The 12887-nt window shown below is 71.7% G+C and carries 14 protein-coding genes; 9 read left to right on the forward strand and 5 right to left on the reverse strand.

All coding sequences use genetic code 11. The features are described from left to right. Positions 1 to 58 precede the first annotated feature (58 nt). On the reverse strand, positions 59 to 961 hold the full coding sequence (locus IF61_RS0111870) for an RNA polymerase sigma factor SigF (RefSeq protein WP_397945257.1): 903 nt from the start codon (positions 959 to 961) through the stop codon (positions 59 to 61). A gap of 320 nt (positions 962 to 1281) precedes the next feature. Between IF61_RS0111870 and IF61_RS0111875 the strand changes: the two genes are divergently transcribed. Then, positions 1282 to 1977: an HAD family acid phosphatase gene (locus IF61_RS0111875; RefSeq protein ID WP_030366287.1), complete on the forward strand. Its 696-nt coding sequence runs from the start codon at positions 1282 to 1284 to the stop codon at positions 1975 to 1977. A 32-nt stretch (positions 1978 to 2009) separates the two neighbouring features. Here IF61_RS0111875 and IF61_RS0111880 read toward each other — a convergent pair whose 3' ends face one another. Beyond that, a complete protein-coding gene (locus IF61_RS0111880) occupies positions 2010 to 2273 on the reverse strand; it encodes a hypothetical protein (RefSeq protein ID WP_030366288.1) in 264 nt (87 codons plus the stop codon). Between the two features lie 161 nt (positions 2274 to 2434). On the opposite strand from IF61_RS0111880, the gene IF61_RS0111885 reads away from it, so the two are divergent. Both IF61_RS0111885 and IF61_RS0111890 read left to right on the forward strand, forming a co-directional pair. Beyond that, the gene (locus IF61_RS0111885) at positions 2435 to 2854 is read left to right on the forward strand and encodes an ArsR/SmtB family transcription factor (protein WP_030366289.1); all 420 of its coding nucleotides are present in this window, start codon (positions 2435 to 2437) and stop codon (positions 2852 to 2854) included. Next, the gene (locus tag IF61_RS0111890) at positions 2838 to 5594 is read left to right on the forward strand and encodes an HAD-IC family P-type ATPase (protein ID WP_030366290.1); all 2757 of its coding nucleotides are present in this window, start codon (positions 2838 to 2840) and stop codon (positions 5592 to 5594) included. The genes IF61_RS0111885 and IF61_RS0111890 overlap by 17 nt, the downstream gene beginning before the upstream one ends. Positions 5595 to 5670: 76 nt before the next feature. Here IF61_RS0111890 and sodN read toward each other — a convergent pair whose 3' ends face one another. Further along, positions 5671 to 6066: a superoxide dismutase, Ni gene (sodN, locus tag IF61_RS0111895; protein ID WP_030366291.1), complete on the reverse strand. Its 396-nt coding sequence runs from the start codon at positions 6064 to 6066 to the stop codon at positions 5671 to 5673. A gap of 144 nt (positions 6067 to 6210) precedes the next feature. Between sodN and sodX the strand changes: the two genes are divergently transcribed. Beyond that, complete coding sequence (sodX, locus tag IF61_RS0111900; protein ID WP_030366292.1) at positions 6211 to 6681, forward strand: nickel-type superoxide dismutase maturation protease; 471 nt, start codon at positions 6211 to 6213, stop codon at positions 6679 to 6681. On the opposite strand, the gene IF61_RS0111905 is transcribed toward sodX, so the two are convergent. After that, entirely contained in the window at positions 6567 to 7214 is a 648-nt protein-coding gene (locus IF61_RS0111905) for a CGNR zinc finger domain-containing protein (RefSeq protein ID WP_078660150.1), read from the reverse strand. The genes sodX and IF61_RS0111905 overlap by 115 nt on opposite strands. A gap of 99 nt (positions 7215 to 7313) precedes the next feature. Here IF61_RS0111905 and IF61_RS0111910 point away from each other — a divergent pair, with 99 nt between their 5' ends. The 4 genes from IF61_RS0111910 to IF61_RS0111930 all read left to right on the forward strand — a co-directional run bounded on the left by IF61_RS0111910 (position 7314) and on the right by IF61_RS0111930 (position 10051). Then, the gene (locus IF61_RS0111910) at positions 7314 to 8075 is read left to right on the forward strand and encodes a class I SAM-dependent methyltransferase (protein WP_030366294.1); all 762 of its coding nucleotides are present in this window, start codon (positions 7314 to 7316) and stop codon (positions 8073 to 8075) included. Between the two features lie 86 nt (positions 8076 to 8161). Next, positions 8162 to 9376: a helix-turn-helix domain-containing protein gene (locus tag IF61_RS0111915; RefSeq protein ID WP_030366295.1), complete on the forward strand. Its 1215-nt coding sequence runs from the start codon at positions 8162 to 8164 to the stop codon at positions 9374 to 9376. A 98-nt stretch (positions 9377 to 9474) separates the two neighbouring features. Next, positions 9475 to 9729: a hypothetical protein gene (locus IF61_RS35825; protein WP_157848594.1), complete on the forward strand. Its 255-nt coding sequence runs from the start codon at positions 9475 to 9477 to the stop codon at positions 9727 to 9729. 124 nt (positions 9730 to 9853) lie between these two features. Beyond that, positions 9854 to 10051 carry a hypothetical protein gene (locus IF61_RS0111930; protein WP_030366296.1) on the forward strand — a complete coding sequence of 66 codons (198 nt, stop codon included), beginning with the start codon at positions 9854 to 9856 and terminating at the stop codon, positions 10049 to 10051. Positions 10052 to 10090: 39 nt separating this feature from the next. Here IF61_RS0111930 and IF61_RS0111935 read toward each other — a convergent pair whose 3' ends face one another. Next, a complete protein-coding gene (locus IF61_RS0111935) occupies positions 10091 to 11512 on the reverse strand; it encodes a cellulase family glycosylhydrolase (protein WP_030366297.1) in 1422 nt (473 codons plus the stop codon). Positions 11513 to 11670: 158 nt separating this feature from the next. Here IF61_RS0111935 and IF61_RS0111940 point away from each other — a divergent pair, with 158 nt between their 5' ends. Beyond that, entirely contained in the window at positions 11671 to 12867 is a 1197-nt protein-coding gene (locus IF61_RS0111940; RefSeq protein WP_030366298.1) for an RNA-guided endonuclease InsQ/TnpB family protein, read from the forward strand. The last annotated feature ends 20 nt before the right edge of the window (positions 12868 to 12887 follow it).

Raw genomic sequence — 12887 nt, forward strand, 5'->3', positions numbered from 1 at the left:
GGCGGTTGCCGCTGCCCGCGGGTCCGTACCCGGGACCCGGGCCGCGGCCGGCTGCCTGCTACCTGCGGGTGTGCACCCGCCCGTGCGCCTGCCCCTGTCCGAGCATCCCCGCCCGCAGCCGCCCCAGGATCCTCGTCAGCAGCCGTGAGACGTGCATCTGCGAGATGCCCAGCTCCGCGCCGATCTCCGACTGCGTCATCTCCCCGCCGAACCGCATCCGGAGGATCTGCCGGTCGCGTTCGTCCAGCTCGGCGACGAGCGGTTTGAGCGCGTGCAGGTTCTCCACGCCTTCGAGGGCGGGGTCGGGTCCGCCGAGCCGGTCGGCGTAGGTGGTGCCGGTCTGCTCGGGGCCGTCGTCCACGGGGACGTCGATCGAGCCGGCCGTGTAGCCGTTGCCCGCGACGATGCCCTCGACGACCTCCTCGCGGCTGAGGCCGAGGTGCTCGGCCAGCTCGGCGGGGGTCGGCGCGTGGTCGAGCCGCTGGGAGAGCTCGCCGGTGGCCTTGGCCAGCTCGACGCGCAGCTCCTGCAGGCGCCGCGGCACGTGCACCGACCAGCCGGTGTCGCGGAAGTGCCGCTTGATCTCGCCGACGATGTACGGCACGGCGAAGGTCGTGAACTCCACCTCGCGCGAGAGGTCGAACCGGTCGATCGCCTTGATCAGCCCGATCGTGCCGACCTGGATGATGTCCTCCATCTGGTCGCCGCGGCTGCGGAACCGGGAGGCGGCGAAGCGAACGAGCGAGAGGTTGATCTCGATCAGGGTGTTGCGTGCGTACTGGTAGGCGCGGGTGCCCTCCTCCAGCTCCCGCAGCCGTGCGAAGAAGAGCCCGGACAGCGCGCGGGCGTCCCGCGGCGCCACTGTGGTCGCGTCCTCGATGTACGGCAGCCCCCCGACCGCGTCTTCGAGCCGCTGCGGGGCAGCCGCCGAATGCTCTGTCGTAACCGTGGATGCCGTGATGGTCACATCGTCCTCCCCAGATCCGTAGGTGACCTCCGCCCGCCTACCCGGTGACCTGTGGCCCATGCCTCCCGGTTCGGGGAGCGGGACGGAAACGGAAGGAAATGCGACGGAACGTCAGGCGCCGGACGCACGACAGGGCGTACGGCCGGACGTACGACCGGATGCGCGGACACCGGACACCGGGCGCACGGACACCGGACACGGGACACGTGACGCACGGAACCGGACGCCGGACGTACTGATCGGGCAGCCCCGCGACGCCGGCCGGTCACCCGCACGTTCCCCGCGCGTCACCGGCGGACGTGAACATGCCACGCATGAGCGCACCGATACCGGCCCGCCGCGCGGCCCTCGCCCTCGCCGCCACCGTCCTGGCCACGGCCGCGACCGCCGCCACCACCACGGACGCGACCGCCGCCGACGCCGGCCGCCCCGCCGCCGTCACCGCGAGCGCGGGCACGAGCACGAGCGCCGGCACGAGCGCGCTCGCCGCGCGCACCTCCGGCACGGCGGGCCTCAAGGGCGTCGACTACGCCACCTGGCAGCGCGACGTGCAGGCCGTCGTCGACCAGGCACTGCCCTACGTCAAGGAGCGCACCGGAAACGCGCACGGCCGCAAGCAGGCCGTCGTCCTCGACATCGACAACACCTCGCTGGAGACCGACTTCCACTGGACGTACCCCACACCGGCCATCAAGCCGGTGCTGGACCTGACCCGGTACGCGCACGCCCGCGGCGCCGCGGTCTTCTTCGTCACCGCCCGCCCCGGAATCCTCGACGGGCTCACCGAGCACAACCTGCGCAACGTCGGCTACCCGGTCGACGGCCTGTACGTGCGCCACCTCCCCGACCTCTTCCAGGACGTGAGCACGTACAAGACCGCCAAGCGCGCGGAGATCGAGAACAACGGCTACACGATCATCGCGAACATCGGGAACAACACGACCGACCTGGTGGGCGGCCACGCGGAGCGGACCTTCAAGCTGCCGGACTACGACGGCAAGCTCTCCTGAACCACCCGGCGACCACCCGGCCCGTACGGACGTCAGTGCCGCGCCTTCGCCCGGTCGAGCGCGGCCACGCCCAGCGCGGCCAGGCCGATCTGGATGAGCCACTCGATCCAGTCGATCCCCTTGGTGTCGTCGACGCCCAGCCAGTGGGCGATGGCCGCGCCCAGGAACGCGGCCGCGATGCCCACCACGATCGTCCACAGCACGCCGATGTGCTGGCGCCCCGGCACGACCAGCCTGCCCAGCACGCCGATGATCAGACCGATGATGATTGCACTGAAAATTCCGGAGATTTCCACGGCTCCCCCTCTTGCAGCCTGTTGCCGCCCTTCCGGACCGGTTCCTCTCGGTACTTCTGCCCAGCCGCCGGGCGGCGCATGTCCGCCCTTCCGCCCGCCGCGCCCTGCCTAGACTGGTCGTGCCGGGCACAGGGACGCGCGGCAGGAACGGGAGAGCGACAGTGACCGCAGGTGTCGGAAGCTTCGAGGACGCCTACGTCGAAGGGGGCTTCGGCGAGGGCCTCGGCGACCCCGCGGCGGACGTGCTCACCGAGGCCGCCGCCGCGTTCGGGCTGCTCGCCTCGCCCGCCCGGCTCCATCTCGTGTGGGCCCTGGCCCAGGGCGAGAGCGACGTCACCGCCCTCGCCGAGCGGGTCGGCGGCGCGCTGCCCGCGATCAGCCAGCACCTGGCCAAGCTGAAGCTGGCCGGGCTCGTGCGGTCGCGCCGCGAGGGCCGGCGCATGGTCTACCTCGTGGACGACCCGCACGTCGTCACGATCGTCCGGCTGATGGTGGGCCAGCTCGCCGACCGCAAGGCCGGGGCCGCCGCCGGTGCGCGCGGCGCTGCCCGCACCGGGCGCCTCCATGGCCTGGGCGCCTGACCGCCCCGCCGCGCGAGGACGAGCCACCGGCCGGAACGGAGCCACCGGCACCACCGCACTGGAGGTCCTGCGCGCGCTGGAGAGCGGGCCGCGGGGCCTGACGGAGGCCGAGGCCGACGCGCGGCTCGCGGACCACGGCGAGAACGTCTTTCCCGGCCGCCGCCCCGACCCCTGGCCGCGCCGCTTCGCGCGCAGTCTGCGCGACCCCTTCACCGCCGTCCTCCTCTCCCTCGGCCTGGTCTCGGCGGCCCTCGCCGCCTGGGGCACCGCCTGCGTGATCGCCGTCCTGGTCACGGTCAGCTGCGTGCTGCGCGCCACCGGCGAGCACCGCGCCGACCGCTCGGCGGCCGCCCTGCGCGAGCTGGTGGCCACCACCGCGACCGTCCGCCGCCGCCCCGCGGAGGCGGACGCCCCCGTGACCCGCGAGCTGCCCGTCGAACAGCTCGTCCCGGGCGACGTCGTGCTCCTCGCGCCCGGCGACCTCGTCCCCGCCGACCTGCGGCTGCTCCGCACGACGGGCCTGACCGTGCACGAGGCGGCACTGACCGGCGAGTCCGCGCCCGTCGCCAAGGGCACGGCCGGCGACCTCTGCCTCCAGGGCAGCAGCGTCGTCTCCGGCAGCGCCACCGGCGTCGTCGTCGCCACCGGCGCGGACACCGTCCTCTCCGGCGCCCTGCCGCAGGACCGGGGCCCGCGCCTGCCCGGCCCCTTCGACCGCTCCGTGAACGGGATCGCCTGGACCCTGGTGCGGTTCATGCTGCTCACCGCGCCCCTGGTGCTCGTCGCGAGCGCGCTGCTGCGCGGCCGCGGCCTGGAGACCCTCCCCTTCGCCGTCGCCGTCGCCGTGGGGCTCACCCCCGAGATGCTGCCGGTCGTCGTGACGACCGCCCTGGCCCGCGGCGCGGCCCTCCTCGCCCGCGGCGGCGAGGTGATCGTCCGGCGGCTGCCCGCGCTGCACGACCTCGGCGCCGTCGACGTGCTGTGCGTCGACAAGACCGGCACCCTCACCCGGGACCGGCCGGTCTTCGACCGCGCGGTCGACGCGGAGGGCCGCGACGCCCCGGCCGTGCTGCACTGGGCCGCCGTCGCCGCCCTCTGGACGCTCCACCTGGCCGAGCTCCCCGCGCCCGACGCCCTCGACGAGGCCCTCCTCGACGCGGACGAGGAGCGGGGCGGCGGCGCCGACGGCGTCGAAGGCATCGCGGCGCTGCCGTGCGGGCCCGGGCGCCGGATCGCCTCGGCGCTCGTACGGGTGCCGGGCGGGTACGAGCCGGGTAGCTACGAGCGGAGTGGCTACGAGCGGGATGGCTGTGAAACGGGCGGTCCGGAGCCGGTGCTGCCGGGCAACGTCCGCACGCTCACGGGCGGCCGCGGCTCGGGGGCCACGTACGTGCTCGTGGTGAAGGGCGCCGCGGAGGACGTCCTGGAGCGCTGCACGCGCGTGGCGGACGGCGCGGGGGACACCGACGGCGGCCGGGGCAGCAGCGGTCGCGCGCCCGGCGCCCGCATCGCCGGCGGCAGGCCCCTCGGCCCCGCGGACCGTGCGCGCCTCGCCGCCCGGGCGGACGCCCTCGCGGAGAGCGGGCTGCGGGTGCTCGCCGTCGCCGTGGCCGAGCGGCCGGCGAGCACGGGCCCGTACGCGCCCGAGGACGAGCAGGAGCTCACCCTCGCCGGCTTCGTCGGCCTGCGCGACGCCCTCGCGCCCACCGCCGCGGAGGCCCTGACCGTCCTCGCCGGTCGCGGCGTGGCCGTCAAGGTCCTCACCGGCGACCACCCGGGCACTGCCGCCCGGGCCTGCCGCGAACTGGGCCTGGACCCCGGCGAGCCCCTGACCGCTGCCCGGATCGACGCCGCCGGCGACGCCGAACTCGCCCGGCTCGCCGCCCGCACCACCGTCTTCGCCCGCTGCGCCCCCGAGCACAAGGCCCGCGTCGTCCACGCCCTGCGCACCGCCGGGCACACGACCGGCTTCCTCGGCGACGGCGTCAACGACCTGGCCGCCCTGCACGCAGCCGACGTGGGCATCTGCCCGCGCGACGGCGTGCCCGTGGCCCGCGACGCCGCCGACGTCGTCCTCGCCTCGAAGGACCTCACCGCCCTCGGCCGCGCCGTCGTCACCGGCCGCCGCAGCACCGGCCACATCGCCGCCTACCTGCGCATCACACTCTCGTCCAACCTCGGCAACGTCATCGCGATGCTGACGGCGGGCCTGCTGCTGCCGTTCCTGCCGATGCTGCCCGCCCAGGTCCTCGTGCAGAACCTGTGCTTCGACGCGGCCCAGCTCTCCCTCGCCTACGACCGACCCGCCGCCACGGTCCACGAGCGGCCCACGGTCCTGCGGCCCCGCGCGCTGTTCCGCTTCATGACGGCCTTCGGCCTCCTGAACGCCGCCGCGGACCTCGCGACCTTCGGCGTCCTGGCCCTGACCCTGCACTCCACCGGCAGCACCGGCGGCCAGGCCGCCTTCCACGCCGGCTGGTTCACGGAGAACCTGCTCACCCAGGCCCTGGTGATGCTCCTGCTCCGCGCGGGCCGGGACGCGGCCGAGCGCCGCGCCCCGCTGCCGGTCCGCCTGGCGACCACCGGCCTCGCCGTCGTGGGCCTGCTCCTGCCCCTGTCCCCGCTGGGCCCGGCCCTGGGCATGACGGCCCTGCCGCCGCTCTACTACGGCCTGATGGCCGTGGTCCTGTCGCTGTACGGGGCGGCGCTGGCGGTGGCCCGCAGAAAAGCAAAGCCCTGACATAGCAGCGCACCCGGTTCGTACTCCTGCGACGGAGTACGAACCGGGTGCGCTGCTCGAACAGGCGGATCGCCGATCAGGCCTGCTTGGTCTCCCAGAAGATGCGGTCGATCTCGGCGATGAGCTCCAGCGCCTTCTCGCCCGTCTTCGGGTCGTTGGACGCCTTGGCGGCGCTCAGGGCCTTCAGGGTGTCGTTGACCAGCTGGTGCAGCTGCGGGTACTTCTCGAAGTGCGGCGGCTTGAAGTAGTCGCTCCAGAGCACCGAGACGTGGTGCTTGGCGAGCTCGGCGCGCTGCTCCTTGATGATGAGCGCACGGGCGCGGAAGTCCGCGTCCTCGTTCGCCTGGTACTTCTCCTGGACGGCCTTGACCGACTCCGCCTCGATGCGGGCCTGGGCGGGGTCGTAGACACCGCAGGGCAGGTCGCAGTGGGCGCTGACTCGCACCTTGGGTGCGAACAGGCGGGAGAGCATAGAGCTGTCCTTCCTCGTGATCGTCTTCTCAGGTGCGAGATTACTCGGTGTGGGAAGGCTTTTCTCGGGTGCCCCGGGGGGCTTAGGACAAAAGACCGGTGTCAGTCTGGGACTGGTGGAGGATACGGACCGGGAGGTGCCGTGGTGCAGGAGCAAGTGGACGAGCGCGGGCAGGAGCAGGACCGCGAGCGTCGCGGACTGCTGCGGATCGGGCTGGCCGAGGTCTACAACCCGTCGATGGTGCCGACGCTGAACCCCGGGGACCAGCTGGTTGTCCAGTACGGAGCGGTGGTGCGGCCGGGTGACGTGGTGGTGCTGCGCCACCCGTTCCGGCAGGACCTGCTGATCGTCAAGCGCGCCGTGGAGCGGCGCGAGGGCGGCTGGTGGGTGCGGGGGGACAACCCGCTGGTCGAGAACGACAGCCGGGAGTTCGGCGCCGTGCCGGAGGAGTTCGTGGTGGCCCGCGCGCTGGTGCGGCTGCGGCGGCCCCCGGAGGCGGGTCAGCGCTCGGCGGGCGCGCTGCTGTCGTGGCTGGCGTCGGCGCTCAGGCCGGTGCGGTCGCTGCCCGCGGGGGCCTCGGCCGCGCGGCTCTCCAGGCGCTTGCGGGCCCGGTAGGCGGCGACGTTGGCGCGGGTGGCGCAGCGGTCGGAGCAGTAGCGGCGGGAGCGGTTGGTCGAGGTGTCCAGGTAGGCGTTGCGGCAGGGCGCCGCCTGGCAGATGCCGAGCCGGTCGACCCCGTACTCGGTCAGGTGGACGGCCAGCCCCATGCAGGCGGTGGCCGCGTACGAGGCGCCGGCGTTGGCCGCGTGGTCGGCGATGTGCATGTGCCACTTGGGGCGGCCGTCCTCGTCGCGGTACTCGTGCCCGGATACCTGCGGGCTGACCGGGTACTCCATGAGTAGCGCGTTGAGCAGGTCCACGGCGCGCACCTCGTCGCCCTCGGAGGCCGCTTCGAAGACCGCGCGCAGCCGGGCCCGCACGGCCCGCAGGCGGGTCACGTCGCTGTCGCCCGCGCGCCGGGCGGCCTGCGCGCTGTTGCCGAAGAGGTCCCGTACGGCGTCGACGGAGGTCAGGGTGTCGGCGCCGCGTGCGGGCTCCTCGCTGTTGACCAGCCGCACAGCGAAGTCCGAGTAATAGGCCAGTTCCACTTGTGGTCCTTACGCAGGCGGCTTAGGGTCGGAGCACCGGCTTGTAATGGCTGGTACGCAACCGAGGGTATTACACCTGCGACCCGTGGGAGGGAACTCATGACCGAGGCCGTCGTCGGCACGGACTGGAGCGCCTGGCAGGACAGCTGGGACCGGCAGCAGGAGTGGTACCTGCCGGACCGCGAGGAGCGGTTCCGGGTCATGCTCGACATGGTCGAGGCCTTCGCCGGCCCCGCCCCCCGCGTGCTCGACCTCGCCTGCGGCACCGGCACCATCACCGCCCGCCTCCTCGACCGCTTCCCCGGGGCCGAGTCCACGGGCGTCGACCTGGACCCGGCCCTGCTCGCCATCGCCCGCGGCACCTTCGCCGGCGACGACCGCGTCCGGTTCGTCACCGCGGACCTCAAGGACCCGGACTGGACCGCCCGCCTGCCCCACAACCGCTACGACGCCGTCCTCACCGCCACCGCCCTGCACTGGCTGCACTCGGACCCCCTGCGCACCCTCTACGGGCAGCTCGCCGGCCTCGTCCGCGACGGCGGCGTCTTCCTCAACGCCGACCACATGCCCGACCCCGCCACGCCCCGCATCAACGAGGCCGAACGGACCCTGCGTCACGCCCGCATGGACCGCGCCAAGGCCGCCGGCGCCCTCGACTGGCGCGCCTGGTGGGACCTCGCCGCCGCCGACCCCGTCCTCGCCGGCCCGACCGCCGAGCGCTTCGAGATCTACGGCGAGCACGCCGACGGCGACACCCCCTCCGCCGAGTGGCACGCCCGCACCCTCCGCGAGGCGGGCTTCGCGGAGGCCCGCACGGTCTGGAGCTCGCCGTCGGACGCGATGGTGCTGGCGCTGAGGTAGCACCTCAAGTCGCAAGCGACAGGGGGTGGTACGGGGCAAGGCCCGTACCACCCCCTGCCCGGCCTTTCCGGCGTAGCTTCTGTTCTATGGCTACTGAGCATCTGGGCGACCGCATCGGGCGACTGCGACGCCTGGCAGACCTCACCCAAGAGGGGCTGTCCGAACGTTCGGGTGTGTCCGTGGACGTGGTCCGGAAGCTTGAGCAACGGCGGAAGCACAGCGCGCGGCTGCCGACGCTTCACTCCCTCGCCAAGGGGCTCGGTGTGGAGCTGACAGCCCTTCTGGGAGACCCCCCGGGGGTCTCGTCCAGTGGTGATGCCGACCCGCCCCGACTAGTGGCTGTCCGACGCGCGATCATGCCACCGCTGTTCACTCCTCCTGCCGAACCGGCGGACGTTGAGCGGCTGTCACCGGCTCTTCTGCGCGCCGAACTCGCGGATGGCTGGACGCTGTACCACTCAGCGGAGTTCGGCCGGCTTATGGACGTACTGCCGGGGATCATCGCGGACGCTCGCCTGCTGGCTGCAGTGGGCAACACGGACCAGAGGGCGGCAGGCCAGGCCGCGCTGGGCAAGGCGCTGCAACTGGGGGGGCACCTGGCCATCCGTCTCGGTAAGACCGACCTTGCCCTTAGCGCTCTGGAGCGTGCCTACACCGCCGCCGGGGATTCTTCGGACCCGTTGCTCGCTCCGATGGTGTCGAACTCCGTGGCGTGGGCGTACCAGCGGCAGGACCGGTTGGACGATGCGCGGAATCTTGCCGTACATGCCGCTGACGGAGTGGAACGGGAGCAAGCGGGCACGGCGGAGGGCATTCGTGTGTGGGGTGGCCTCCTGATGTCCGCCGCAACGTCGTACGCCAGGAGTGACGACTACGACACGGCCAATGTGATGATGCGTACTGCGGAGCGCGCGGCTGGTCGTCTGGCAAAGCTTCCGCCCCCTGAAGACGGCCGACTTGTGTCGGTGTTCAGCCGGTCGTCCGTGCGCATCGAGCGCGTCCGTCTGGCTGTCCAGCACGAGCGCCCTGAGGAAGCGCTGTTGCTGGCCAAGGGGATAAGGCTGAGCGCCGACACGCCGCCCTCATGGCGTACGTGGCTCTTGCTGGACGTGGCGCGGGCTCACACGGACGTAGGGGATGCCGAGGGCGCAGTAAAGGCCCTCGAAGCGCTGCGTCGCGTCGCTCCAGCATGGATGCGACACCACACTTTGGCCGTGGCCATCGTCAATGATCTGTGGTCCCGCTCCGTGCATCCGGCCGGTCTTCGTAAGCTGGCTCAGTTTCTGGGTTTCACCGAATAGCGTCGCCGGAGTAGGACGTTGCGTCCCTGTAACCGCTCGCTCGCTGACGGGAACATCGTCACGTCACGCAGTCCAGCGAAGAGGGGCGTTGAAGTTCGATGGCTGGCGAGAGAGCTCATGGGGGAAGCGCCGCGAGAGCATTCTGGGCCGGTACCGGCTACCGCTCCGGCGCCCTGGTGGTGGATCAGGACACGGGGGACATGGGCGTGATGCACGGCCCGGTGACCGGGGGCTTCCTGATCAAACAGGTGCACGGGGAACGAGACTGGATCGCCCCCATGCGCAGGTTGCGCATTGCCAACGACGCCGAGCGCAGGGCGCTCGGACTCGCCCCCCCCCGGACCGTGGACTGAAGCTCAGTGAATGGAGTCCCGTCATGGGTGGCAAGGATGAAGTGAACGGGTACGACGTGTTCGAAGAGGAGATCGTCACCGCGTCGGAGCCGGAGCCCGACACGCAGGAAGGCGACGATGACTGATGGCTGACAGCCCTTTCCCGGACGAGCCACCGAGCAACCGGGCCAGGATCGGGATGCTGATTAAGCGCGATCTTCCCGACCAGTCGGGCCCCTCCGAGTGGTGCGGCAAACACCCGAAGGAGCGGACCCGACTCGTGGCCCGCAAGGGATGGGTGTGTCTCGACTGCGTGCGGGACGAGAGTAAGAACCAGGCGTAGACAGCCACGCTTTCGCCCCGTCCACATTAAGGACCGCTCTCAGCCCGGCACCGCCGTCACCCGGACCTCGCCGCTCCCCGCGCCCGCCCGTACCCGTACCGTGCCCCGCTCGCCCGCCGGGACGCGCGTCGTGTCCGGCCGGGCCGGGCCCCGTACCGTGAGGTGCCAGCCGCGGGGCGCGGGCGGGAGGACGAGTTCCGTGGTGCCGCCCCGCGCCGGGGCGTACGTCAGGCGGTACGTGGCCTGCCGCGGGGCGTAGGACGCTGTCTTCACCACACCCGCCACCGCCGACGCGTACGGCTCCGCCGTCCGGGACTTGTTCGGCTGGAATCGGCCGTGCTCGTCCATGGCGCAGTAGCCGCCGCCGTAGCACCACTGCCAGCTCGCCCAGCCCGTCGCGTAGCGGGACATGGAGGTGAGGGCGTCCTCGTAGAAGCGGGCCATATGGGGTAGGCCGCTGTTGAGCGGGCCCCACTCCCCGATGAAGACGGGGATGCGCATCGCGCGAGGGTAGTGCACGACCGCCGCCTCGTAGGCGGGCAGCCAGCCCGAGGCCGGGTCGTAGTCGCGGCCGGCTTCCATGGCGGCGTTGTAGAAGTGCGGGGCGTAGACGACCTTGGGGTCGCGGATGCGGCCCAGGCCCGTCGGGACGCCCTCGCCGGCCGCCGGCGTGGGCTCGATGAACAGCCGGTGGCGGCGGTCGACGCGCCGGATCGCCTCGGCGACGCGCTGGTACATGGGAGTGATCTGCGTGGACTCGATGCGGCGGGCCGCGTCAGGGATGCTCTCGCCCTCGTGCATCCGGCCCATCGGTTCGTTGATCAGGTCGTAGCCGAACACGGCGGGGTGGTCCGCGAGCCGCCCCGCGAGGACCTGCCACATGCGGGCCTGGGCGCGGCGCAGGTCGTCGTCCTCGTAGAGGTGCTGGAACGCGGCCTGCACGGCGGGTTCGAAGTACTCGGCGAACCAGTCGTCGGGGTGGGGGCGGTAGGGCAGGCCGTCGGTGCGGGTGGCCCAGGCGGGGATGCCGCGGTGGCTGCCGAAGGCCGGGCCGTAGACGTCCTGGTGGGCGTCGATCACGACGCGGATGCGGTGGCGGTGCGCCCGGTCCAGGACGCGTTCGATCTTGCGGAGGTAGCTCTCGCTGTAGTGGCCCGGCCGCGGCTCCAGGTCGTCCCAGAAGACCGCGAGCCGGGCGAAGTTGAAGCCCTGCGCGGCCATGTCGCGCAAGGAGCGCTCGGTGATGTCCGCGAGGGCTTCGTCGCCGCGGTGTTCCTTGTCCGCGAGGTTCCAGCCGCGGAGGGTGAGGGTGCGGCCCTGCTCGTCGGTGAGGGGCGGGATACCCGGGCCCGCGGGGGTGTCCGTACGGGCCTCCGCGGCCGTCCCCGGCGCCAGGAGTGCCAGGACCGCGGCTACGGCGAGGAACGCCGCCTTGCGCAAGCGTCTGTTCGGTGAGCGCATGATCATCCGGTACCTCCGAGGAGACCCCCGCCTCGAGGCGGGGAGGGTCCGAACTCCGGCGTAGCGGGTCGAGGAAAGCAGGTCACCCGCCGGGGCGGATCGATTCCGCAATCAACTTCCCTGCGAAACCCACAAGTTGACGTGATGGCTTGTGAGTCATGATCAGGGGCGTGAAGCGGGCGTTCAAGTACCGCTTCTATCCGACATCTGAGCAGGCCGCTGAGCTTGCCCGGACGTTCGGGTGCGTGCGCAAGGTCTACAACATGGCGCTCGCCGCCCGTACCGAAGCATGGGCCAGGGGTGAGCGGATCAGCTACAACGCCACCTCGGCGATGCTGACGGCATGGAAGAAGACAGGGGAGCTGGCCTACCTGTCCGAGGTGTCTTCCGTGCCGTTGCAACAGTGCCTGCGGCATCTTCAAGGCGCGTTCGTGGCGTTCTGGGAGAAGCGATCCAAGTACCCGCGCTTCAAGTCCCGGAAGAACTCCCGGAGGTCTGCCGAGTACACCAGCTCGGCGTTTCGGTTTCGGGACGGTCTCCTGCACCTGGCAAAGATGAAGGACCCGCTGGACATCGTATGGTCGCGGCCTCTCCCCGAGGGGACGCAGCCGACCACGGTGACCGTGTCGCAGGACGCGGCTGGTCGCTGGTTCGTCTCGATGCTGTGTGAGGACCCCGGCGTGAAGCCGCTCCCCGCCACCGGTACAGCGGTCGGAATCGATGTCGGCCTGGCTCACCTGCTGGCCCTCTCCACAGGGGAGAAGATCGCCAATCCGAGGCACGAACGCCGCGACCGCGCCCGTCTCGCCAAGGCGCAGCGGGAACTGTCCCGGAAGGCCAAGGGTAACGGCGCCAATCGGCGTAAAGCCCGGCTGAAGGTCGCGAGGATCCACGCCAGGATTAGCGACCGCAGACGGGACCACCTGCACAAACTCACAACCCGGCTCGTGCGTGAAAACCAAACGCTCGTGATCGAGGACCTGACGATACGCAACATGGTCAAGAACCGGAGCATGGCCCGCGCCATCAGCGACGCCGCGTGGTCGGGGTTCCGGAGCATGCTGGAATACAAGGCCGCTTGGTACGGGCGGGAAGTGATCGCGGTGGACCGCTTCTTCCCCTCGTCCAGGCTGTACTCCGCCTGCGGCACCTTGCAGGACAAGATGCCGCTCAGTGTCCGTACCTGGACATGCGGAAATTGCGGCACGACCCACGACCGGGACGTGAACGCGGCGAAGAGCCTTCGGGCCGCCGGGCTGGCGGTGTCTGTCTGTGGAGCCGGTGTAAGACCTCAACGGAGAACTCCGGGCAGGCCGTCGGCGACGAAGCAGAAAAACCCGCGGCGCGAGCCGTAGGATTCTCCCTCGTTTTGAGG

It is taken from the genome of Streptomyces roseoverticillatus, assembly GCF_000719265.1.
GTDB classification, from domain to species: Bacteria; Actinomycetota; Actinomycetes; order Streptomycetales; family Streptomycetaceae; genus Streptomyces; species Streptomyces roseoverticillatus.